Here is a 22,961-nt window from a genome sequence, read left to right on the forward strand (position 1 = left end):
GACTAGTGACTGGGGTTCTTCGGCATCGTCATCCCGAGCGCAGCCGAGGGATTTCTACTGCCCTGCAGGAATCAGCGTGTATGCACTGAGGGGAAACGATGTCTTGGTGCTGCCTCACATCAGGCAATGAGCGTTCTGCCATATAGATTTCTCGGCTACGCTCGAAATGACGACAGCGCGAAGCGCTATCAAAACTCCGCGGCGCTTAGAGCCTTCGACTCAGTTCTCCCGTTTCAGATAAGCCATTTTTTAACATACGACGTTTTCCTCCGCTCAGGATGACGAAATGCGCCGCACCACAACCTTGAACCCTGAACCCTGAACCCTGAACCTTGAACCTTGAACCCTGAACCCTCTTTCGCTCAATCAAAGGGCGGCACGCTCCATGGGCTACCCCTGAAGTTTGAAAGCAGGAATGAGTGGCTGGGGATTGGGAGCCTCTAGTGACTAGTGACTGGGGTTCTTCGGCATCGTCATCCCGAGCGCAGCCGAGGGATCTCTACTGCCCTGCAGGAATCAGCGTGTATGCACTGAGGGGAAACGATGTCTTGGTGCTGCCTCACATCAGGCAATGAGCGTTCTGCAATATAGATTTCTCGGCTACGCTCGAAATGACGACAGCGCGAAGCGCTATCAAAACTCCGCGGTGCTTCATTATTATTTGCGCCGCACCAACCCCTTTGAACCCGTAGAACCTACAGAACCCGCTGAATCTCTTTCGCTCAATCAAAGGACGGCACGCTCCATGGGCTAACCCTGAACCCTGAACCTTCATTTCCTCTTGACGCAGCCCTTTCACTAGTGCTATAAATAAAACTATATTTCATATGATATGCGTGCGGCGCATAGCCGTACCTCTCTTTTTCCGTCTGGAGGGATCCCTATGAACTTCAAAAAAGCCATCCTCGTATCGGCTGCAGTCCTCGCGGCTGCTGGCATCATCGCAGGCTGCGGTGACCAGAAAGCCGCGTCCTCTGCTTCTTCGAAAGCTGCCAAAGAAACCACCATCAAGGTCGGCGTATCCCCTGTACCGCACGCTGAGATCGTCGGCGTTGTGAAAGACAAGCTCGCCAAAGAAGGCGTCAAGGTCGAAATGGTCGAATTCACCGACTATGTCCAGCCGAACCTGGCCCTTGCAGATAAGAGCCTCGATGCGAACTTCTTCCAGCACAAACCATATCTGGATGAATTCTGCAAATCCAAAGGCCTGAAGCTGACATCCCTGGGAGCTGTCCATCTCGAACCGATGTGCGTGTATTCCAAGAAGCTGAAGTCTTTGAATGATCTTGCTGACGGTGCGCATGTAGCCATTCCGAACGATCCGACCAATGGCGGCCGCGCCCTCCTCGTCCTCCAGTCTGCCGGTCTCATCAAACTGAAGGAAGGCGCTCCGATCACCGCGACCCCGCAGGATATCGCAGAGAACCCGAAGAATCTGGAATTCTCCGAACTGGAAGCTCCGCAGCTTCCGCGTGCCCTGGAGGATTCGGATATCGCGATTATCAATATGAACTTCGCCCTCGAAGCAAAGCTCGATCCGAAGAGTGCCATCTACAGCGAAGGCTCCGACTCCCCGTATGCGAATATCGTAGCTGTCCGTGAAGGTGATGAAAACCGTCCGGAACTCCAGAAGCTCATGAAAGCGCTCACAAGCAAAGAAGTCAAGGACTTCATCGAAAAGAAATATGGCGGCTCTGTCAAGACCGTATTCTGATCGCGCCCAACAAAAAACTCCCCGAAAGGGGAGTTTTTTGTTGGGCGGAGACTGGTGACTGGAAAAAATCAGACTCTCTCGCATTGTCATTTCGAGCGAAGCGAGAAATCTTTGTCATTCGCGGTCAAACAAATCATGTTAGAAAAGCGCAAGCGGGAAACCTGATCTCTTGGAAACCTTTGGGTATCGCCTCCTATATATTGCGGCGAAGCCGCCACCGCTATTTCTCATTCTTTGCATCCGCGATTATGGGATGGCGCGCCATAAGAGCAAACCTGGCGCCCATCCACCTTGCTCCTTTCTCCTTCTCTATTGCTGAACGGTTCCCCATTCTATATAATGATATACTGAGATAGGATCATAGAAAAAATATCATTTCCCATGTCAGGAGCCCTCCATGCGATTTCTCGCTTCGAAAAAGAACATTCAGAATCTTTTATATGCGACACTCTTTCTGCTGCCGCTTCATCCCTATGTGTTTTACGTGACACTTTTCCCCTGCCTTCTTCTCTGGGCAGTGAATCATTGTACCACAGGCGAAGTGAAATGCGTGCGCCCTCGCCTCTGGGGACTGCCGGCGGTCTTTTTGGCGTGTGCCTTTTTCTCCGGCTTCCACTCTCCCGACCCTGCCTTTTCACTCATGAACTGGGCCTTCCAGCCATTGATGTATGCCGCGATCTACCTTTTGATCCTTTCTCTTCTTTCCTCCGTGCGGGAAAAGGAGAAGGCGCTCTATGCCTTCTTGGCAGGAGCCATCTGCGTGGCCGCCTATGGCTTCATCCAGTATGCGAATGTGGCAGGCATGGCAGCTGATATGACGGCGCAGAGCTGGGTCGATCCCGAGAGATTTCCTCTCCTTCGGCGCCGCATGTATTCGACACTGGAAAATCCGAATCTCCTCGGGGCCTATGCCGTCATGATCATCAGCATCCTCACTGCTTTCTTTCTCAGGGAGCGGCAGAAAAAAAGGAAATGGGCTTTTGCCATCATTCTCTTCGTCCTGCTTCTTTGCCTTGCGCTGACCTATTCACGCGGCGCATGGCTGAGCCTTGCGGCCATCGTCTTAGGACTCACTCTCTTCTATGACAAGCGATTCGGCTTTCTTTTCTTCCTCATCCCTCTTGTTCTCTTCTTCTACCATGGACAGATGGTCGAGCGTTTCCTGTCCCTCTTCTCCGGCGAGGACACCTCTGTCGGCCTGCGCTTTGCCCTGTGGGAGAGCACTATCGCCATGATCGAAGAGCACCCGCTTCTCGGCGTGGGGTGGGGGAGCTATTATCTGGCCTATCCCGACTACAACTTCTTTATTCAGGATGAGCACGTCCTCATCTTCCATGCGCACAACATGTATCTCAATATGCTCGCCGAAGTCGGCATCATAGGCGGAGCAGCCTTCCTTCTGACCTTCTTCGCCCAGGGCTTCCTCTGCTGGAAGCTCTACCGGGGCAAGGCCAGCCTCTTCACGCGAACGCTGGGGCTTGGCGGTCTGCTCATGGTCATGGCCATCGCCGTCATCAGCATGAGCGACCATGTCCTCTTCGGACGCTCGATCTCCTTCTGCTTCTGGAGCCTTTCCGCACTTTGCGTAGGAAGCGGGGACTGGTGAGCGGTTATCGGGGGAAGCGTGAAGGGGGCGGCGATGCCCGAAGCGATGCACAGGTCTTCACAGATCACCTTCGCGGGAAGCCTTCGAGTGCGGCCCGGCGGCGCTCCCCTGTACCATTTCTATAACCTGTACTGCGAGGATCATCGCTTTCATAGCCTGTAGATTCTGAGTCACATAAATGATGATTTGTCTAATAGGAATTATTTATAACATCCCTATGAGAATTTTAAAAACAAAGAACTTACTTTTTACGAACCTTTCGAAAAAAGTGTGATATAATAACAGTGATGACTGAAGAGGTCACAAATACAGTCGGTGAGACCGATGATACCAAGGAGGAGTTTTTCTGATGTTATGAGACATGTTTACATGCGGTCATAGGAAAGCAGAAAGGACTCCTTTTTCTTTTATACTTCGGAAGCACGGCTGTGTTTTTATGAGGCAAAAAGCTCCAGACCATAGAGAAAGCTCAAAGAGGTACTGGACTTTTGATATTTTTATATTTTTGGGAGGATGATAGTAATGATCGACACCAATGATAGCGAATTCCTTAGCAGAATTGAAAGTGCAGATCTGAAAGCAAAAATCTGTGATGCTAAAACTGCAGCAGCTATGATTCAGGCAGGCGACATCCTTGGTATTTCCGGATTCACCCCATGCGGCTATCCGAAGATCACCATGCATGAACTCGCAGAACGTATGAAAGAAACCCCATTCCAGGTAGACGTATGGACTGGCGCTTCTACTGGTTCCCAGATTGATACTGAACTGGTTGCTGTAAACGGCATCAGAAACCGTATGCCATACCAGACCAACGGCAACCTCAGAAAAGCCATCAATGCAGGCAGCATCAACTATTATGACCTTCACCTGTCCCATGTAGCTCAGCAGATCCGTGCTGGCTTCTTCACCAACGTGAAGGGTGAACGTGTCACCGGCCCAGATTTCGCAGTAGTAGAAGTCTGCAAGATCGGACCGAACGGCGAACTGTACCCGACCACTGCTATCGGCAACTCTCCGGTATTCGTAGATACCGCTAAGAAAGTCATCGTAGAAGTCAACACCACCCAGCCGCTGGAACTCGCTGGCATGGCTGATATCTACATGAGAAAGAACCCGCCGCACTGCGAACCGATTCCGATCAAAACTGCTGGCGACCGCGTAGGCACTCCTTACATCCCATGCGATCCGGCAAAGATCGTTGCTATCGTTCCATGCGATCTGCCAGACGTTACCCGCGCACTCGCTCCGCTCGATGACGACGCAGAAGCAATGGGCAACAACCTGATCGATTTCCTGAAAAACGAAGTCGCTCATGGCAGACTGCCGGAAAACCTGCTCCCACTGCAGTCCGGTGTAGGCAACGTAGCAAACGCTGTTATCCATGGCCTCGTAGAATCCGACTTCAAGAACCTTTCCGTATACACCGAAGTTATTCAGGATGGCATGTTCGACCTGATCGATAAAGACAAGATCGACATGATCTCCGGTACTTCCCTCTCCCCATCCCCGGATGGACTGAAACGCTTCTACGACAACATCGACAGATACAGCAAGAAGATCATCCTTCGTCCGCAGGAAATCTCCAACAACGGCGAAGTAGCTCGTCGTCTCGGCGTCATCGCTATGAACACCGCTCTGGAAATGGATATCTACGGTCACGTAAACTCCACCCATGTAAGCGGCACCAAGCTGATGAACGGTATCGGCGGCTCCGGCGACTTTGCTCGTAACGGCTTCCTGTCCTGCTTCTTCTGCCACAGCACCGCTAAGGGCGGCAAGATCTCCGCAGTTGTTCCGATGTGCTCCCATGTTGACCACACCGAACATGATACCCATGTATTCATTTCCGAACAGGGCGTCGCTGATGTTCGCGGTCTGTCCCCGAAAGAAAGAGCAAAGGTCATCATCAACAACGTCGCTCATCCGTCCTTCAGAGACCAGCTCATGGACTACTATGAAAGAGCATGCGCAGCTTGCGGCGAAAGCCAGACCCCGCATCTCCTTCAGGAAGCATTCAAATTCCATGAGAGCCTCGCTGAAAACGGCGACATGCACTTCAAGAAATAATTTAATTCTTCAAGAAGCCGCATGAGGCAAGGCATTTAATGCTTTACAAATACAGATAATACTGTATAATTACCTATGGTGATATCTGTCACACGACAGTGTCAATACATGGGTCAGCAAGAGTCCCCAATCGCTGCTGCAAGAAGACTCAAATGAGCGCTGCAGCAGCCAAGGGCTTTGCGTGACCCCATTGGGAAGATAGATCCTATGTAAGTGGTAAGAAGAACACAAAGTCGCGGCCACCGAAGTCAAGGAAAAGCTTCCTAGAGTTTTACATACTTACTTTTTTAGGAGGAAGATGAACTCATGTCTAACGAATCCCTGAAAGCTAAACTTGCAGCTTACAATGACACCTATGCAAAACAGTGCGCAAAACATCCGGAAAGAGTTGGTCTGAAACACAAGAACCTGTACACCCCACTCGATCTCGAAGGTTTCGACTATGAAAGAGACCTCGGATTCCCGGGCGAATATCCATACACCCGTGGCGTACAGCCGACCATGTACCGTGGCAAACTCTGGACCATGCGTATGTATGCTGGTTTCTCCACCGCTGAAGAATCCAACAAACGTTACAAATACCTGATCGCTAACGGCGGCACCGGCCTGTCCTGCGCATTCGACCTGCCAACCCAGATCGGCTATGACTCCGACGACAAAATGTCCGCTGGCGAAGTTGGTAAAGTAGGCGTAGCTATCGACTCTCTCTACGATATGGAAAGACTGTTCGACGGCATCGACCTCGGCAAAGTTTCCACTTCCATGACCATCAACGCACCGGCTTCCGTACTGCTGGCTATGTACATCGCTGTAGCTGAAAAACAGGGCGTTCCGGCAGCTGCTCTTCGCGGCACAATCCAGAACGATATCCTGAAAGAATACGCAGCTCGCGGCACCTACATTTTCCCGGTTAAACCGTCCATGCGTCTGATCACCGATATCTTCGAATACTGCTCCGTAAACGTACCGAAGTGGAACACCATCTCCATTTCCGGCTACCATATCCGTGAAGCAGGCTCCACCGCTGCTCAGGAAATCGCATTCACCATCGCTGATGGTATCGCATACATCGAAGCAGCTCTGAAAGCTGGCATGAAGATCGATGAATTCGCAGGCCGTCTGTCCTTCTTCTGGAACGCTCACAACAACGTACTCGAAGAAGTTGCAAAATTCCGTGCATCCCGTCGTCTGTGGGCTACCATTCTGAAGGAAAGATTCCATGCAGAAAACCCGAAGTCCATGAAACTGCGTTTCCACACCCAGACCGCTGGTTCCATGCTGACCGCTCAGCAGCCAAACAACAACATCATCCGTGTTGCTCTCCAGACCGCTGCAGCAGTTATGGGCGGAACCCAGTCCCTGCACACCAACTCCCGCGATGAAGCTCTGGCTCTGCCGACCACTGAATCCGTAACCATCGCTCTGCGTACCCAGCAGATCGTAGCTTACGAATCCGGCCTGGCTGACGTAGTTGATCCGCTCGGCGGCTCCTACTATGTTGAAGCTATGACCAATGCTATCGAAGCAGAAGCTAAAGAATACATCCGCAAGATCGATGAAATGGGTGGCGCAGTAGAAGCTATTGATAAAGGCTACATCCAGAAAGAAATTCAGGACGCTGCTTACGCTTGGCAGATGTCTGTTGAATCCGGCGAAAGAACCATCGTTGGCGTCAACAAATTCACCATGGAAGAACCACCGGTTACCGGCCTTCTGAAGATTGACGCATCCGTTGGCGAAAAGAAGAAAGCTCAGCTCGCTCAGGATAAAGCAAACCGTGACCAGGCTAAAGTTGCTGAAGAACTGGCTAAACTTGAAAAAGCAGCTCAGACTCCGGCTGAAGGCCCAGACCACGTCAACCTTATGCCAGTCATCCTCGACTGCGTACGTGCATACTGCACCGAAGGCGAAATCTGCGGCGTTCTGCGTAAAGTTTACGGCGAATACAAACCGCACAACACCCTCTAATCTAAGGGCAGCCTGAAGCAAAGATAATTACATTACTCAAATATTTCTGGAGGTAATTTACAATGGCAGACAAACGTATCAGAGTACTGGTAGCTAAACCGGGTCTTGATGGACATGATCGTGGCGCAAAAGTTATTGCTCGTGCACTTCGTGATGCAGGCATGGAAGTTATTTACACCGGTCTTCGTCAGACCGTTGAACAGATCGTTGAAGCAGCAGACGCAGAAGACGTTAATGTTGTAGCTCTGTCCCTGCTCTCCGGCGCTCACAACACCCTCTTCCCGGAAGTTGTTGAAGCACTGAAGGCTAAAGGAATGGGCGACGTTCTCGTAGTTGGCGGCGGCGTAATTCCGGAATCCGATATCCCAGGCCTGAAAGAAGCTGGCGTAAAAGCTATCTTCACTCCTGGCACACCAACCAAAGAAGTTATCGACTTCATTAAAGAAAACGTAAAATAATCGACTTTTAGACTGACTAGCTTGACAGTTTATTAGTTGAAATGTAGCTTGCATGGGGCTGGGGGGATACTCAGTCCCATTGCAACTATATTATTTACTCTTCGAAAAGGCGGTGCATCCATGGAATTTTCTATGAAGGATTTTTGGAATGGATCCAGACGTGCCTTAGCGAGAGCAATTACCATCGTTGAAGACGAACGGGATGGATTTGAAGATGTCATGAAAGAAATCTATCACCATACCGGTCGTGCACAGGTCATCGGTATTACTGGTGCGCCTGGTGCGGGTAAGAGCACACTGTCAGATGCCCTCATTAAGCAGTTCCGTAAGCAGGGCAAAACTGTAGGTATCGTAGCCATCGATCCTACGAGTCCATTCTCCGGCGGCGCCATCCTTGGTGACCGTATCAGAATGAACGACCTGACCTTGGATAAGGGTGTTTATATCCGTAGTATGGGTACGCGCGGCAGCCTCGGCGGACTTTCCCGCAAGACTGCAGATGCGGTCAAACTGATGGATGCTTTCGGTCTCGATGTCATTCTCATCGAAACAGTAGGCGTAGGACAATCAGAAGTTGATATCGTTAAAAATGCGGATACGACACTTGTTGTGCTCGTACCTGGACTAGGCGACGATATTCAGGCTATCAAAGCAGGTATCCTTGAAATTGGTGATGTATTCTGCATCAACAAATGTGATCGCGATGGCGCAGATCGTTTGAACGTCGAAATCGAAATGATGCTTGATCTGGGCGAAGCTCAGAACTGGCGTCCTCCGATTGAGAGAACGATCGCGAACAAAGATCAGGGCGTAGCCGAAGTAGTAGCAGCTCTGGGCGAACATAGAAAGTACCTCGAAGAGTCCGGTCTCCTTGAAGAAAGAAGACGTGAACGGGCTAGAAGCGAGATGCTCGAAATGATTCACGATCGCATTTCCCGTCATATTGAGGAAAATATTTCCTCGACGGGTGAATTTAGTGACTGCGTGGAACAAGTCTTTGAACGGAAGACAGATCCGTTCACGGTCGTTGATTCCATTGTAGGCAAAATATTCAAATAATTTTAAAGGAGGAGTTTATTATGGCATTCAAAGTACTTTGTGTGGACCATGTAGGCGTTGCTGTTAAAGATCTTCAGCTGATCAAACAGCAGATGAAAGACATCCTTGGACTGGATCCATCCCTTCCGGATGAAACCGTCGAAGAACAGCATGTAACCACCAGCTTCTTCAAACCGTCTGCTCAGACCGAAGCTTGCGAACTCGAATTCCTGGGTTCCACCACTCCGGACGGCCCGATTGCTCGTTTCATCGAAAAAGCAAACGGCGGCAAGAATGGTTTCCAGCATGTAGCACTTCGTGTCGACGACATCGAAGCTTGCCTTGCTGACCTGCAGGCTAAAGAAGTTCCGCTCATCGATAAGAAATATCGTATCGGTGCTGGCGGCTGTCACATCGCTTTCCTGCATCCAAAGGCTACAGGCCTTCTGCTTGAACTGACAGAACGCCCAGGCGGCCCATCCTTCAAGGCTTAATTGAACGATGGCAAATGCCTTGCCCACCGGGGTAAGGCATCCCCCTCACGGGGGTCCCTAAAATTTTTGGAGGTGTAAGAATGGCAACTGTTGCAGAAAGAATTGAACTTCTTCACAAAAACCTCGCTCATGTAGAGGCTATGGGTGGAGAAAAGAAAGTTGAAAAACAGCATGCAAAAGGCAAACTGACTGCTCGTGAAAGACTGGCTCTTCTGTTTGATGAAGGCACTTTCGTAGAAGTCAATGCCCTTGTAAAATCCCGCTGCCACAACTTCGGTCAGGAAAAGAAAGATCTCCCGGGCGAAGGCGTTGTTACCGGTTACGGTACCGTTGATGGCAGACTCGTATTCGCATTCGCACAGGACTTCACCGTTGAAGGCGGCTCCCTTGGCGAAATGCACGCTGCTAAGATCGTTCACGTAAATGAACTGGCTCTCAAAGTCGGTGCTCCTTGCGTAGGCCTGAACGATTCCGGCGGAGCTCGTATTCAGGAAGCTGTCGATGCACTCTCTGGCTACGGCAAGATCTTCTGGTGCAACACCATTGCATCCGGCGTTATTCCGCAGATCTCTGCTATCATGGGACCATCTGCAGGCGGCGCTGTATACTCCCCAGCTCTGACCGACTTCATTTACATGGTCAAGAAAACATCCCAGATGTTCCTGACCGGCCCGGCAGTTGTTGAATCCGTTACCGGCGAAAAGATCACCGCTGAAGCACTCGGCGGCGCTATGACCCACAACCGTACTTCCGGTGTAGCTCAGTTCGCTTGCGACAACGACGAAGACTGCATTAAACAGATTCGTTACCTGCTCTCCTTCCTGCCGAGCAACAACATGGAAGATGCTCCTATTGTTGAAACCGGTGATGATCCGACCAGAACCGATCCGGCTCTCGATACCATCATGCCAGAAAACTCCAACGCTCCATACAACATGTATGACGTTATCAAATCCGTTGTAGATAACGGTGAATACTACGATGTAGCTAAAGAATTCGCTAAGAATATCATTACCTGCTTCGCACGTTTCGACGGACAGACCGTTGGTATCATTGCAAACCAGCCAGCATTCATGGCAGGCTGCCTTGACTACAATGCATCCGATAAATCCGCTCGTTTCATCCGTTTCTGCGACTGCTTCAACATCCCGGTTGTAAACATTGTCGATGTACCAGGCTTCCTGCCAGGCAAACAGCAGGAATATGCCGGCGTAATTCGTCACGGCGCTAAGATGCTGTTCGCATACTGCGAAGCAACCGTTCCGAAGATCACCATGATCCTCCGTAAAGCTTACGGTGGTTCCTACATCGCTATGTGCTCCCGTGAACAGGGCGCTGACCAGGTATTCGCTTGGCCAACCGCTGAAATCGCTGTTATGGGACCTGCAGGCGCTGCAAACATCATCTTCAAGAAAGACCCGAACAAAGAACAGCGTACAGCTGAATACGTCGAAGAATTCGCAACTCCATACAAAGCTGCTGAACGTGGCTATGTAGACGCAGTTATCGATCCGAGAAACACTCGTCCGACAATCATCAATGCACTGAAGATGCTTGCTTCCAAGCACGAAGTACATCCAGCAAAGAAACACGGCAACATTCCGCTGTAATATTTGCTGCAAGAAAAACTCTAATTGAAAGGATGGGTACAGATGGATAACAACACAGTTATGTATATCGCGGTATTTGCTGCTATCGTAGCAGTAGTAGCGCTGATCATGATCTGGCAGGTACGTTCATCTCTCAATCAGTCCGCAGCACCGGCACCGGCAGCAGCTCCGAAGAAGGCAGCTCCAGCTAGAGCAGCAGCTCCTAAAGCAGCTGACAATGGTGCAGTTGTAGCAGCAATCGCTGCTGCAATCGTTGCGATGGGTGGCGGCGAAATCGTCTCCATCCGCCCGGCAGCTAGAAGTGGCTGGACCTCTGCATCTCGTCTTGCAGGTGTTTCCGGCACTCAGCAGTTCTAATTGAAAGTTGAAAGTACAATCATTTAGGAGGAAAGACAATGAGAAAATTTACTGTAACAGTTAACGGCCAGGATTACGATGTAGTAGTTAAAGATGGCGGCGCTGCAGCAGCAGCTCCGGCTCCGGTAGCAGCAGCTCCGGCAGCAGCTCCAGCTCCGGCTCCGGTAGCAGCAGCTCCGGCACCGGCTCCAGCACCGGCTCCGGCTCCAGCTCCGGCAGCAGCTCCTGCAGGTGCAGGCGAATCCGTTGAAGCTCCGATGCCGGGCAAAGTTATCCGCATCAACAAACATGTTGGCGATGCAGTTGCTTCCGGCGACGAAGTCCTCGTTCTCGAAGCTATGAAAATGGGCAACCCGATCATGGCTCCATGCGATGGCAAGATCACCGGCATGCCGGTATCCGAAGGTCAGTCCGTACAGGGCGGCGACGTTCTCTTCACCGTTGGCTAATAGCCGATATGAAAAAGCAGCGCGTATGCGCTGCTTTTTTGTTGCAATAAAACGGAGTGCCAAGAGAATCAGGCACTCCGTTTTGGTTTCTTCATTTCCGTGAGAGCGGATCACACGTTGCTTTTTGTATTTGGTGTAGTGTCAGCACAGAAAAGCCAAGGCTTGATAGCAGATATGAAATAGCACCGCCGACAGGGGTGAAGCGAATGATCCCATTTATGGTAAAGGAGGATACGTCCTCTCGGCTGATCTCTGTTCTTTTGCGGCCGCTTCCTGTCACGCCTTAGTAGGCATCATCCTCTTCCATTTCCTGCTTTTCTCTTGCGATGAGGATACGGAGCATGGTGAGGGAAGCCTGGAGGTAATCATAGTCCTTGGGGAAGGCACAGAGGATGCCGTAGCGGAAGAGAGACTCCTTTTCTTCGGGCGGCACCTGATGAACGGCGATCAGGATATCATCACGGCCATAAAGAGCGAGAGCACGCGAGAGGGCGACAGCATTCCTACCTCTGGCGTCACCGGTCGTGGTGTAGAAGACGAAGTGAACGTCATTGTCTGCGGCCCCCTTGGCAGCATCCTCCGGCTGCTGCGAGGGGCTGACGTCGACGTCCCAGCCGGAGTCAGCCAATGCATTGGCTGCCAGTTTTCGTTCTTCACGATCACTTTCGAGATCATTTTCCATTTCAATGAGGAGAACACGCGGGCGTCTGCCATCAAGTGCAGCAAATTCTTTAGAAAGCCGAAGGGCTTCTTCTCTGACGGTTTCTTTGGTTTTCGGATCGAGTGCCATGGTAAGCTCCTTGTATGAGAATAAAAATAATGATAATGAAATAAACTTTACATATAAATCTATTATAATATAAATCATGGCTGCTGTTCAATGCATAATTTGTGATTTCAGATACAATATTAGCAAGAAATGTATGAGACAGAGAAAAACATTGATTGACACTGAGAAGAATATGAATTATACTGAGACTGTAGTCATTTAGACAATTTCATATGGCTGGCAGATGCGAAAGCATAAAAGAGAATCCGGTCTAAGCCGGAGCGGTCCCGCCACTGTAAGGAGGAGTCTCTCACAGTTATGTCACTGGGCGAAAGTCTGGGAAGGCGTGAAGAGATGAGGAGCCCAAGCCAGGAGAACTATCTGCCAATGAATCACCGCGAAGGAAGTAGGGATCTATCCAAGACATGATTTGATTCTGTCTAAGATCAGGGCTTGTGAGAAGATCCGTATTTCCGTCAACCTGCGAGAGATGGGGAGGGGATTGAGATCGGTCCTGGTCTCATTATTTTCCGGCTGCCCCCACTGGGTCAGTCGTTTTTTTATGGTAGGACCAAGACGTGAACCTGAAGGAGGTGAACTTTCTGTCTGATTGAAATTGTCTAAAGGGGCGTTCTCTTGATTTGCGCTGGTAAGTCAGTGGGCGGCCATAAATTATTAAAGGAGGAACTATTTCATGGATGAAGTAACAAAAGCAACATCCGCGGAAAATCAGGAAAGACAGCTTACCGATAAGGAATTGGAAGCGATTCTGAAACAGTCGGAAGGCAAAACCGATTTCCCACAGGTCACATTTGATGAATTCACACCACCAACCTACGAGGAATGGGTAGATGCGTGCAACGCTCTTCTGAAGGGCAAACCGTTTGATAAGCTGATGTACACCAAGACGTATGAAGGTATCACTTTTAGCCCGATCTATACCCTGCGTACAGGTCCGGACGCACAGGATGCGATCCTGCCGACCGATGACTATCCGGGCATGGGGGACTTCATGCGCGGTCAGAAAGTCAATGGTTACAAAGAAGAACCATGGGGCATTGCGCAGTCCTGTGATGAAGCACTTCCAAAGGAAAATAATGAGCTCCTGAAACACGAAATCGATCGTGGTTCCACGGTATACAATGTACGCCTTGATGCATCCACTCTGCATGGCATTGATGTGACGGATGCTGAAAAACCAGGTGAAACCGGCGTTTCTCTGACCACTCTCGAAGATGTGCATAACCTTCTGGACGGTCTGGATCTTGCAAAGTATCCATTCATGATGTATACCGGCGAATCTGCACTGGCACCGCTTGCTATGGTGGCTGCCGCAGTCAAAGCACAGGGAAAAGATGTGTCCGCGCTTCATGGCGTGATCGGCGGAAGCCCGTTGACACAGCTGCTGACTGATGGCAAGAATAAGGAAAGCCTTGAAAAAGCATACGACCAGATGGCAGAGACCATCCGCTGGGCTCGCAAGAATGCACCGAGCGTAGCGACCGTATTCATCACTTCCGATGTATTCTCTCTGGGCGGCGCACAGGCCGTACAGGAAATCGCATATACCTTCGGCGTCGCTGTAGAGTATGTCCGTGAAATGCTGAAGAGAGGCATTTCGATCCATGATATCGCACAGTCCTTCTACTTCGGCTTCAATGTAGGCGCTACGTTCTTCATTGAAATTGCAAAGCTTCGTGCAGCTCGTCAGGTATGGTCGAACATCATGAAGGCTTTCGGTGCAGAAGAAGAAGATCGTTCGATGAAGATCCATGCAAAACCGGCATTCTTCACAAAGACCATTTTCGATGTGGGCGTGAACATGCTCCGCAACACCACCGAAGCATTCTCTGCTGTCGTTGGCGGTGTAGATACCTACGAAAATGCACCTTATGATGATACCGTCAGAAAAGGTGATGAATTCTCCCGCCGTATCGCTAGAAACCTGCAGATCATGCTGCAGGAAGAATTCGGTATGCTGCGCCCGATCGATGCAGCTGGCGGCTCCTGGGCGATTGAAAAACTCACCAAAGAGATGGCAGAAAAGATCTGGGCTGAATTCCAGAAGATCGAATCTCTGGGCGGCATGACCAAAGCAATCAAAGAAGGCTATCCGCAGAAGGAGATCAAAGCCGTCCTCGAAAAGCGCTTCAAAGCACTGGATCTTAGAAAAGACCGTGCGGTCGGCAATAACATGTACCCGCTGATGGGCGAAGTGCTCCTCGAAGCTCGTCCGGAAGATACAGAAGCCATTAAGAAGGAACTTGGCGATGCAGCTAAGGCTTACCGTGCGGATCTTGATCTTGCTTTCAGAAGCCAGAAGCTGGCAGAACTCAAAGATGCCGGCGAAGGCGAAGCCATCGACAAGGCAGCCGCTGCTGCTGCTGCCGGTGCGACTATCGGCGAGATCAATGAAGTCGCTGGTAATGCAGAAGGCTCCGTTGCTATCGAAAAGATCGATGCACACCGCTGGACGGAACGCTTCGAAGCACTCCGCTTTGATACCGAAGCATATAAAGAAAAGACTGGCAAGAATGTCGAGATCTTCCTCGCAAACATGGGCAAGATCCCGCAGCATAAAGCCAGAGCAGACTTCTCCACCTCCTTCCTGCAGGTCGGCGAATTCAATGTCCATCTCAATAATGGTTTCCAGGATGACGAAGACAAACCGGGCTCCCGCTGGGATAAGTGCGTAGAAGCACTGAAAGCTGGCGCTGATGACAAAGGCACGCCATATGATGTCGCTGTCATCTGCTCCACGGATGCGACCTATCCGGAAGATGTACCGGCTCTGGCTCCGAGACTGAAAGAAGTCCTGGGCGACGGCACCCTCTTCCTCGCAGGCGCAGCTCCAAAGGATCTGGAAGAGACCTACCGCAAGGCGGGCGTAGATGATTTCATCAGCGTCAAAGCAAACTGCTACGAAATTCTCCGCATGCTGCAGAAAAAGAAAGGAATGATTGAATAATGGCAAACACAAATCCTGATTTCACACAGCTGTCTCTGGGGGAACATCCACACTGCTCCTATGATGAGTGGAAGGAAAAGCTGGAAGCCAAGACCGGCAAAGGCTTTGATGCACTCTATGAACCGACCATGGAAAAGATCCCGGTCGCTCCCTTCTATACCAAAGATGTCTATGATGACTGCAATCATCTGGACTTCATGAGCGGTATCCCGCCATTCCTTCGTGGACCGTACTCCACCATGTACGTTTTCCGTCCATGGACCGTTCGTCAGTACGCAGGCTTCTCCACGGCAGAAGAATCCAACGCATTCTACAAGAGAAACCTGGCAGCAGGTCAGAAGGGTCTGTCCATTGCATTCGACCTTCCGACCCACCGCGGTTACGATGCGGATAACCCGCGCGTTATCGGCGACGTAGGTAAAGCCGGCGTATCCGTATGCTCCATGCTTGATATGAACATCCTCTTCGACGGCATCCCGCTGGACCAGATGTCCGTATCTATGACCATGAACGGCGCCGTTCTTCCGATTCTGGCATTCTTCATTTCCGCCGGCATCGAACAGGGCGTCGACAAGAAGATCCTTGCAGGTACCATTCAGAACGATATCCTGAAGGAATTCATGGTACGTAACACTTACATTTACCCACCGGCTATGTCCATGCGTATCATTGGTGATATTTTCGAATACACCACCAAGTACATGCCGAAGTTCAACTCCATTTCCATTTCCGGCTACCACATTCAGGAATGCGGCGCTACCTGCGATCTGGAAATCGGTTACACTCTGGCAGACGGCATGGAATACATCCGCTGCGGCGAAAAAGCAGGTCTGCCGGTCGATGCATTCGCAAAGCGTCTGTCCTTCTTCTGGGATCAGGGCAAGAACTACTTCATGGAAGTCGCAAAGATGCGTGCAGCTCGTGTCCTCTGGGCAAAGATCCTCAAAGGCTTCGGCGCAAAGAATCCGAAATCCATGGCACTTCGTACCCACTCCCAGACCTCCGGCTGGTCCCTCACCGAACAGGATCCATTCAACAACATCGGCCGTACCTGTATGGAAGCTATGTCTGCAGCTCTCGGCCACACCCAGTCCCTGCATACCAACGCACTCGACGAAGCAATCGCTCTGCCGACCGACTTCTCTGCTCGTCTGGCTCGTAACACCCAGCTTTACATCCAGGATGAAACCAAAGTCTGCAAGATCATCGATCCATGGGGCGGCTCCTACTATGTGGAATACCTCACCAACGAGATCATCAAACGTGCATGGGCACACATTCAGGAAGTCGAAGCACTGGGCGGCATGTCCAAGGCTATCTCCACCGGCCTTCCGAAGATGCGTATCGAAGAATGCGCCGCTCGTCGTCAGGCAGATATCGACTCCGGCCGTGAGACCATTGTCGGCCTGAACAAGTACAGACTGGCGAAGGAAGATCCGCTGAACGTTCTCTCCATCGATAACACCGCTGTACGTAACGCACAGATCAAACGTCTGGAAAAACTCAGAAGCATCCGCGATCCGGAAGCTGTCCGCCGCGATCTGGAAGCCATCACCAAGTGTGCAGAATCCCGTGAAAACGGCAACCTTCTGGAAGCTGCTGTCCAGGCAGCACATGACCGTGCATCCCTTGGCGAAATCTCTGACGCTGTTGAAAAGGTATCCGGCCGCTTCAATGCAGTTATCCACACCATTTCCGGCGTATACTCCAATGAATTCGATGACACCTCCGAACTGGATGAAGCAAAGAAACTGGCTAACGAATTCGAAGCTCTCGAAGGCCGCCGCCCGCGTATCTTCCTCGCGAAGATGGGCCAGGATGGTCACGACAGAGGCCAGAAAGTCCTTGCTACCTCCTTCGCAGATATGGGCTGGGACGTCGACGTAGGCCCGCTCTTCCAGACTCCGGAAGAAGCGGCACAGGATGCCGTCGACAACGACGTTCATATGGTCGGCTTCTCTTCCCTGGCAGCAGGTCATAAGACCCTGCTCCCGGCTATCGTCGAAGACCTGAAGAAACTCGGCCGTGAAGATATCCTCGTAGCTATTGGCGGCGTTATCCCGCCACAGGATTACGAATTCCTGTACGATCATGGTGCAGTTGCTATCTTCGGACCAGGCACCAACATTCCGAAATGCTGCATTAAGTTGCTCCAGATGCTCGTAGACCGTGCTAAGGAAGAAGCTAAGGCAGAATAAGGTTGTCTACCGTTTTCTGACACTGTCATTCAATGCGTATCGGCAAAGGGTTCAAGGTTCAGGGGTTTACTGGAAATGGTGATACCCTAACCTGAACCTCGAACCCTGAACCAATGACCATTTCGCAGCTGGAATAGTGACAGAAGCGTTTTAAAGAAATCTGATTTCTTGTCCTGCACGGAGCCGAGGGCGACCTCGGCTCCCTAGCAGGGCTTGCAATCCAAATCGAGTGATAGCCCGGAAAACAGAGGAATGGAAATGGTGATGGATAGTCACCGCGCCCGGTCACTATCACTACCAATGAATCACGCTTGATACACATCATATTTTCATTTGGCAGTCCTCCTTTTCATGATCCATCTACAGGGGGAAAAAGCCAGGAAAGGGAGGGTATGACAAATGCCTGAAAACAATGATGATTTAAGACCCAGCTGGGTACCGGAAGAGAAAAATCCTGAATTCGCCTGCTCTGTCATGCGTGGGATAGATACCACGGCAAACAGCATCACCGGGGCGAAGGAATACCCGGATGCTCCGCTTCGAAAAGTGCCGCTCCGTAAGAAAATGACTGTCGAGCAGTACATCGACGGTGTGGCCAAAGGAGATCGTGTGACGCTGTCCAAGGCCATCACGCTGATCGAAAGCAATGCGCCGAAAGACTTTGACAAAGCGCAGCGCGTGCTGCAGGGACTTCTTCCTAAAACGGGCAGAGCTCTTCGTATCGGTATTACCGGTGTACCGGGAGCCGGTAAATCGACCTTCATCGAGTCCTTCGGCCAGATGCTCTGCCACCAGGGCTACAAAGTCGCCGTCCTTGCCGTCGACCCGACCTCATCCATCACCGGCGGCTCTATCCTCGGGGATAAGACACGTATGCAGAACCTGTCTCGTGAACCGAACTGCTTCATTCGACCCTCTCCATCCAAAGGCACTTTGGGCGGCGTCGCGAGAAAATCCCGCGAGACCATGCTCCTCTGCGAAGCTGCCGGCTGTGATGTCATCCTCGTCGAGACCGTCGGCGTCGGTCAGTCGGAGACCACGGTCCGCTCCATGGTCGATTTCTTCATGCTCGTCGTACTGACAGGGGCCGGCGATGACCTTCAGGGCATCAAGAAAGGCATCATGGAGCTTGCCGATGCCATCGTTGTCAACAAAGCGGATGGGGATAACCTCGAGCGTGCTAAAGTCGCACAGGGCGAGTATGAAAGAATGTGCGAATTCATCCGTCCGGCTACCGAAGGCTGGAAAACCCATGCTTACCGTTGCTCCGCGATCAAGAAAACAGGTCTTTTGGAGCTCTGGGCCGTCATGCGTGAATTTGAAAAGGTCACAAAGAAATCCGGCATCTTTGAAAACCGCAGACAGCGCCAGATCCTTGACTGGGTGAACAGCATGATCGATGAACATCTGCATAATCTCTTCTTTGAGGATCCGCTCATAAAGAGCCGTCTGCCATCCGTTAAAGCGGCTGTCCTTGCGGGCGTCGTCTCCCCAAGTCAGGCCGTTACGGAGCTTATCCACTCCTTCGATATGGATCGCGCATCCATCAAGCATTTGGAAGAAACGGAAAAGTAAAGAGCATCCGGCAGACTGGTGGCGGAGATCCCGTGCAAGGATCGATTTCGTTTCTCATAGACCGGATCCTTTATCCGTTTCTGCCTATTTTACAAGCAACATACAAAGGAGAACTCCTAATTGTTTACCAAAGATCTATACCTGGCTGGTGGGTCATTCCATGGGCTGCAGGAAGTGTTTTCGAGGATCTACGGTGTCGTAGATACCCAGGCGGGCTATGCGAATAGCCGTATCGAAGCTCCGACGAAGGAGCAGGTCGCCGATGGGAGCGCAGAGGCTGTGGAGTGCGTGAAGGTCACGTACAATCCGAAGAAAATCGACATCGGTATGCTCCTTAACGTATTCTTCACCATCATCAATCCTTACACCGATGGTATTCAGGGAAAATATGTCGGCCCGCAGTACCGTAGCGGGATCTACTATACGAGCAAGGAGGATGTCCCACAGATCAGCTACTTCCTCGTTTTCCTGCAGAATCGCGGCGTCGCGCATCAGATGACGGACAATGCCCTTGTTGTTAATGAATTCGAAGGAGAAGGGAAGGTGCGCCCGAAGGTCAGGACAGAGATGAAAGAGCTGGTGAATTTCTACCCTGCGGTTGAAGAAGAGCAGCACTATCTCAGAAGTCACCCGGATGCATATACCCCCATCGATATTCATTTGCTGGAAGAATTAAAGATCATACAGTAAAAAGGAGCTGTGAAGAAATGAATCCGCATTTCCTCACAGCCCCTTTTTACTTTGCTTTCATTTGGTTCAGGGTTCATGGTTCAGGGTTCAAGGGTGAGGTGGCGGCTTCGTCACCTTTTTTAGAAGATGGTATTCTCGTATCGCAGCCTTCCCCTCTAGGTAATGCTATTAAGTTAAGGAAATCGTTAGCTACGTAACGTCTTGCTTCCCCCTTCGGGGGAAGTGCCGAAGGCAATAGGGGCATGCTAGCGGTATAGCGTGCTATGTTGAATAGTCCGATGCTATCGATATTCCAACACTTTCATGCAATACCGCTACGTAGCCCCCTCAGCCCTTCGGGCAGCTCCCCCGATGGGGAGCCAAGAACGTTCCGCCGCTTAACTTAATAGCATTATCCACGCGGGGAAGGTGCCCCGAAGGGGCGGATAGGGTGACTATGGCATGAAAGACAGCTGGGATAAGGTTTCCCAGTCACTCCCATGAGAGCTGCAAGTCCCCCGCGGCAGATGGAACGCGAAAATGAGATGATCGTTATTTCACATCGCCTTTTTGGGTCAGGGCTAGGGAAATGGTGATCAGATCTGACAATGATGGGATCCGTGTTTCCTTGGCTCGTGGGCATGCTGTCCTTTGATTGCGTTTGAAAGTTTCGCTTGAATGAGAAATGGTGGTGCCTCAAAGTAGTATTCAAGTCACCAGTCACTAGCCACCGGGCGCTCTGCTCATTTTATTTCCTAAACGCATTCATGAATTTCTCATTGACATGCATGACAAATGGTGCTATCATGTACTTAACCGAATAAGAAAAGGTAAGTGCCTTAAAGGCTTAATAGGGAAGACCGGTGAAATGCCGGCACGGTCCCGCCACTGTAATGCAGAGCGAATCCAATATGTCACTGAGAGATCGGGAAGACGGATAAGCGAGGAAGCAGAGTCAGGAGAACTGCTTATCTTGGATCACCGTTATGACCCACGAGCGATGGGAAGGGGATGTCTTTACAGATGTCTCTTTGCGTTCGTGCAAAGAGGTTTTTTAATGGGGATTTCGGTACTTGAATAACTTCATAAGAAAACAGGTGCCCTGTAGGGCTTAATAGGGAAGACCGGTGAAAGACCGGCACGGTCCCGCCACTGTAATGCAGAGTGAATCCAACGAAGTCACTGATTTGAGGAGATCGGGAAGGCTGGAGGAGCGAGGAAGCAGAGTCAGGAGAACTGCCTGTTTTGTACAACCGTTTGACCTACGAGCGATAGGAAGGTGTGCTTGACTGCAAGTCCTTTTGACGTGCATATTCCACCCTTTTTCTATCCCAAAGGGTGGATTTTTTGATTTCCTTCTGCGTCATGATGAGGATCAATGAAGCAGAGCCCCTTTTGCTGAGGATGGTGACAGGGAACACTATTCTCCGAGTAGGTCAACGGAACTTCTCGTCTTTTCGCAAAGGCTGATGTCAGTAAAGGCCTACCGAGCTTATCCGGAACCCGGCCTTGAGGGGTCTCCCAGCATCCCTGTATGTGGATATCAGCGATACTATCGATGTAATGCCTTCGGGCTTTACATATACCTGTGGGGATTTTTCTCCATGGTTCATCTCCTTTCCGGTGATGGTCATAAAGAAATTTCATTTCTTTTGGGAAAATGATCATCACCACCCCTTCTACGAATACTTCTTCGGAAGTGACTATATATGATGTATTCCTCAGTATCTGAGGTTTACATATACCTGTGGGGTTTTCGTTCCCCATGGTTCATCTCCCTTCAGCGATGGTTTCAACAGGGAAATGGAATCATCGCCCCCTTTTACAGATCCTTCCCTTAGGGAAGTTCCTATAGGAGGATATTTCCTCCACTCTTGGCCGGTCTATCCGGCTGACTCGACCTCCTTGGGACGTTATCGTCCTTCTGTCAGGATGGCATCAGGGAATGCCATCCTGGCTCCCTCTCTTTGGTAATAACTTTCTACGAAAGCTATTATACAGGTTCTCATTACGGAGCCCAACCAGCTCCAACCCCTTTGGAAGCGGCGCATGTCGCTTCTCTTTTTTTATGCAAGATGGTATGGGCGACGCTCATTAATCATGCGTTATCTTGCTTCTGTCTTATGGTATCATTCGGACTGAACGGCATCCTATAAAAAATTCGCGACGCTCTATATGTTTTGCGCCGCATCACCACTTCTCACTCCTCACTAAAAAAAGCAGCCCGGGGCTGCTTTTTCAAATCCATCCAAACCGCCTGCATGCTTCATAGATGCCGTCTTCATCGGCCCGGCTGGTGATGTACTTGGCTTTTTCCTTGAGCTGTGGCTTGGCATTTCCCATGGCGATGGAGAACCATTCGGGGCGGAACATGGTGCGGTCATTCATGCCGTCGCCAAAGACAACGATGTCTTCATCCGGAATGGCGAAGCGGCGCTGAAGCTCCTTGATGCCGTGCTCCTTATGGATAGGCTCGATGAGCATGGTATCCGCACGGAACCAGACGTGAGGGAGTGGGCCTAAGGGGATCTCCGCTTCCTCCTGCTTGCTGCAGGCGATGAAGATCTTGTGGATGACGGAGGCGGTGTGAAAATCAAAAGCGGGGTCCACTTCCGTCTTGTAGTAGCGGTCTTTCACCTTCGAAAGGTAGCTATTCGTGGTCGTGATGCGGTATTTCTCATTTCTGATCGCAAGCGCCCATGGATGCTTCTCGCAGTCGATGGCAGAAAGCATCGCGAAGCAGTCTTCAAGTGCAAGACCTTCATCATAAAGGATCTTGCCGTCTATGGTGACCGCATTTCCTCCATCGGAGACAGCGGCTGTGATGCCAAGGTCACACGCGACCTGCCAGGCATCTGCCTGAATGCGTCCGGTCGCCAGCGAGACGAAGTGCCCTGCCTTTTGGAGGCGTCGGATGGCTTCTCTTGTGCTGTCGGGATAGTCGGCAGTAAGCGGCGTGGTCAGCGTGCCGTCGATATCAAAGAAAAAGTATTTCTTCATAGGGCCTCCTTGGAGAAT

General features: G+C 50.8%; 17 protein-coding genes and 3 riboswitches. Of the genes, 14 read left to right on the top strand and 3 right to left on the bottom strand.

Annotated features, from left to right (window positions below; genetic code table 11):
• Positions 1-883 precede the first annotated feature (883 nt).
• The 10 genes from ACGG9R_RS02000 to ACGG9R_RS02045 all read left to right on the top strand — a co-directional run bounded on the left by ACGG9R_RS02000 (position 884) and on the right by ACGG9R_RS02045 (position 11,764).
• A complete protein-coding gene (locus ACGG9R_RS02000; RefSeq protein WP_390150814.1) occupies positions 884-1,714 on the top strand; it encodes a MetQ/NlpA family ABC transporter substrate-binding protein in 831 nt (276 codons plus the stop codon).
• A 397-nt stretch (positions 1,715-2,111) separates the two neighbouring features.
• Positions 2,112-3,320 (top strand): O-antigen ligase family protein, encoded by a 1,209-nt coding sequence (locus ACGG9R_RS02005; RefSeq protein WP_390150817.1) that lies wholly within the window; start codon positions 2,112-2,114, stop codon positions 3,318-3,320.
• A 522-nt stretch (positions 3,321-3,842) separates the two neighbouring features.
• Entirely contained in the window at positions 3,843-5,390 is a 1,548-nt protein-coding gene (locus ACGG9R_RS02010) for a succinate CoA transferase (RefSeq protein WP_022105916.1), read from the top strand.
• Positions 5,391-5,696: 306 nt separating this feature from the next.
• Complete coding sequence (locus tag ACGG9R_RS02015) at positions 5,697-7,358, top strand: methylmalonyl-CoA mutase (protein ID WP_022105917.1); 1,662 nt, start codon at positions 5,697-5,699, stop codon at positions 7,356-7,358.
• A 62-nt stretch (positions 7,359-7,420) separates the two neighbouring features.
• The gene (locus ACGG9R_RS02020) at positions 7,421-7,816 is read left to right on the top strand and encodes a cobalamin B12-binding domain-containing protein (protein WP_022105918.1); all 396 of its coding nucleotides are present in this window, start codon (positions 7,421-7,423) and stop codon (positions 7,814-7,816) included.
• 120 nt (positions 7,817-7,936) lie between these two features.
• Positions 7,937-8,875, top strand: coding sequence for a methylmalonyl Co-A mutase-associated GTPase MeaB (gene meaB / locus ACGG9R_RS02025; protein ID WP_022105919.1), 939 nt, complete (start codon positions 7,937-7,939; stop codon positions 8,873-8,875).
• Between the two features lie 20 nt (positions 8,876-8,895).
• Positions 8,896-9,348 (top strand): VOC family protein, encoded by a 453-nt coding sequence (locus ACGG9R_RS02030; protein WP_022105920.1) that lies wholly within the window; start codon positions 8,896-8,898, stop codon positions 9,346-9,348.
• Between the two features lie 80 nt (positions 9,349-9,428).
• Entirely contained in the window at positions 9,429-10,958 is a 1,530-nt protein-coding gene (locus tag ACGG9R_RS02035) for an acyl-CoA carboxylase subunit beta (protein WP_022105921.1), read from the top strand.
• Positions 10,959-10,982: 24 nt separating this feature from the next.
• On the top strand, positions 10,983-11,315 hold the full coding sequence (locus tag ACGG9R_RS02040) for a hypothetical protein (protein WP_390150823.1): 333 nt from the start codon (positions 10,983-10,985) through the stop codon (positions 11,313-11,315).
• Between the two features lie 38 nt (positions 11,316-11,353).
• Complete coding sequence (locus ACGG9R_RS02045) at positions 11,354-11,764, top strand: biotin/lipoyl-containing protein (protein WP_390150826.1); 411 nt, start codon at positions 11,354-11,356, stop codon at positions 11,762-11,764.
• Between the two features lie 283 nt (positions 11,765-12,047).
• Here the strand turns inward: ACGG9R_RS02045 and ACGG9R_RS02050 are convergent, their stop codons facing one another.
• Positions 12,048-12,554: a hypothetical protein gene (locus tag ACGG9R_RS02050; RefSeq protein WP_390150829.1), complete on the bottom strand. Its 507-nt coding sequence runs from the start codon at positions 12,552-12,554 to the stop codon at positions 12,048-12,050.
• A gap of 204 nt (positions 12,555-12,758) precedes the next feature.
• Positions 12,759-12,933: riboswitch (cobalamin riboswitch) on the top strand.
• A gap of 294 nt (positions 12,934-13,227) precedes the next feature.
• On the opposite strand from ACGG9R_RS02050, the gene ACGG9R_RS02055 reads away from it, so the two are divergent.
• The 4 genes from ACGG9R_RS02055 to msrA all read left to right on the top strand — a co-directional run bounded on the left by ACGG9R_RS02055 (position 13,228) and on the right by msrA (position 19,964).
• Positions 13,228-15,501 (top strand): methylmalonyl-CoA mutase family protein, encoded by a 2,274-nt coding sequence (locus ACGG9R_RS02055; RefSeq protein WP_390150832.1) that lies wholly within the window; start codon positions 13,228-13,230, stop codon positions 15,499-15,501.
• Positions 15,501-17,699 carry a methylmalonyl-CoA mutase gene (scpA, locus tag ACGG9R_RS02060; protein ID WP_390150835.1) on the top strand — a complete coding sequence of 733 codons (2,199 nt, stop codon included), beginning with the start codon at positions 15,501-15,503 and terminating at the stop codon, positions 17,697-17,699. The genes ACGG9R_RS02055 and scpA overlap by 1 nt, the downstream gene beginning before the upstream one ends.
• A gap of 399 nt (positions 17,700-18,098) precedes the next feature.
• Positions 18,099-19,274, top strand: a complete 1,176-nt coding sequence (meaB, locus tag ACGG9R_RS02065) for a methylmalonyl Co-A mutase-associated GTPase MeaB (protein WP_390150838.1) — start codon at positions 18,099-18,101, stop codon at positions 19,272-19,274.
• Positions 19,275-19,394: 120 nt separating this feature from the next.
• Positions 19,395-19,964: a peptide-methionine (S)-S-oxide reductase MsrA gene (gene msrA / locus ACGG9R_RS02070; RefSeq protein WP_390150841.1), complete on the top strand. Its 570-nt coding sequence runs from the start codon at positions 19,395-19,397 to the stop codon at positions 19,962-19,964.
• A gap of 794 nt (positions 19,965-20,758) precedes the next feature.
• Positions 20,759-20,930, top strand: a riboswitch (cobalamin riboswitch).
• 91 nt (positions 20,931-21,021) lie between these two features.
• A riboswitch (cobalamin riboswitch) is annotated at positions 21,022-21,202 on the top strand.
• Between the two features lie 213 nt (positions 21,203-21,415).
• Here msrA and ACGG9R_RS02075 read toward each other — a convergent pair.
• Positions 21,416-21,577, bottom strand: a complete 162-nt coding sequence (locus ACGG9R_RS02075; RefSeq protein WP_390150844.1) for a hypothetical protein — start codon at positions 21,575-21,577, stop codon at positions 21,416-21,418.
• Between the two features lie 604 nt (positions 21,578-22,181).
• Positions 22,182-22,943 (bottom strand): HAD family hydrolase, encoded by a 762-nt coding sequence (locus ACGG9R_RS02080; RefSeq protein WP_390150847.1) that lies wholly within the window; start codon positions 22,941-22,943, stop codon positions 22,182-22,184.
• Between the last annotated feature and the right edge of the window lie 18 nt (positions 22,944-22,961).

The sequence above is a fragment of the Dialister sp. i34-0019-2H8 genome, assembly GCF_042846925.1.
In the GTDB taxonomy this organism is placed as follows: Bacteria; Bacillota; Negativicutes; order Veillonellales; family Dialisteraceae; genus Dialister.

What these genes read in the sequence shown, in the direction of transcription:
- ACGG9R_RS02075 (WP_390150844.1), bottom strand. Translation starts at nt 21,577, where the DNA reads ATGACCATCACCGGAAAGGAGATGAACCATGGAGAAAAATCCCCACAG.
- meaB (WP_022105919.1), top strand. Translation starts at nt 7,937, where the DNA reads ATGGAATTTTCTATGAAGGATTTTTGGAATGGATCCAGACGTGCCTTA.
- ACGG9R_RS02055 (WP_390150832.1), top strand. Translation starts at nt 13,228, where the DNA reads ATGGATGAAGTAACAAAAGCAACATCCGCGGAAAATCAGGAAAGACAG.
- ACGG9R_RS02030 (WP_022105920.1), top strand. Translation starts at nt 8,896, where the DNA reads ATGGCATTCAAAGTACTTTGTGTGGACCATGTAGGCGTTGCTGTTAAA.
- meaB (WP_390150838.1), top strand. Translation starts at nt 18,099, where the DNA reads ATGCCTGAAAACAATGATGATTTAAGACCCAGCTGGGTACCGGAAGAG.
- ACGG9R_RS02020 (WP_022105918.1), top strand. Translation starts at nt 7,421, where the DNA reads ATGGCAGACAAACGTATCAGAGTACTGGTAGCTAAACCGGGTCTTGAT.
- scpA (WP_390150835.1), top strand. Translation starts at nt 15,501, where the DNA reads ATGGCAAACACAAATCCTGATTTCACACAGCTGTCTCTGGGGGAACAT.
- ACGG9R_RS02050 (WP_390150829.1), bottom strand. Translation starts at nt 12,554, where the DNA reads ATGGCACTCGATCCGAAAACCAAAGAAACCGTCAGAGAAGAAGCCCTT.
- ACGG9R_RS02010 (WP_022105916.1), top strand. Translation starts at nt 3,843, where the DNA reads ATGATCGACACCAATGATAGCGAATTCCTTAGCAGAATTGAAAGTGCA.
- ACGG9R_RS02045 (WP_390150826.1), top strand. Translation starts at nt 11,354, where the DNA reads ATGAGAAAATTTACTGTAACAGTTAACGGCCAGGATTACGATGTAGTA.
- ACGG9R_RS02000 (WP_390150814.1), top strand. Translation starts at nt 884, where the DNA reads ATGAACTTCAAAAAAGCCATCCTCGTATCGGCTGCAGTCCTCGCGGCT.
- ACGG9R_RS02005 (WP_390150817.1), top strand. Translation starts at nt 2,112, where the DNA reads ATGCGATTTCTCGCTTCGAAAAAGAACATTCAGAATCTTTTATATGCG.
- ACGG9R_RS02015 (WP_022105917.1), top strand. Translation starts at nt 5,697, where the DNA reads ATGTCTAACGAATCCCTGAAAGCTAAACTTGCAGCTTACAATGACACC.
- ACGG9R_RS02080 (WP_390150847.1), bottom strand. Translation starts at nt 22,943, where the DNA reads ATGAAGAAATACTTTTTCTTTGATATCGACGGCACGCTGACCACGCCG.
- ACGG9R_RS02035 (WP_022105921.1), top strand. Translation starts at nt 9,429, where the DNA reads ATGGCAACTGTTGCAGAAAGAATTGAACTTCTTCACAAAAACCTCGCT.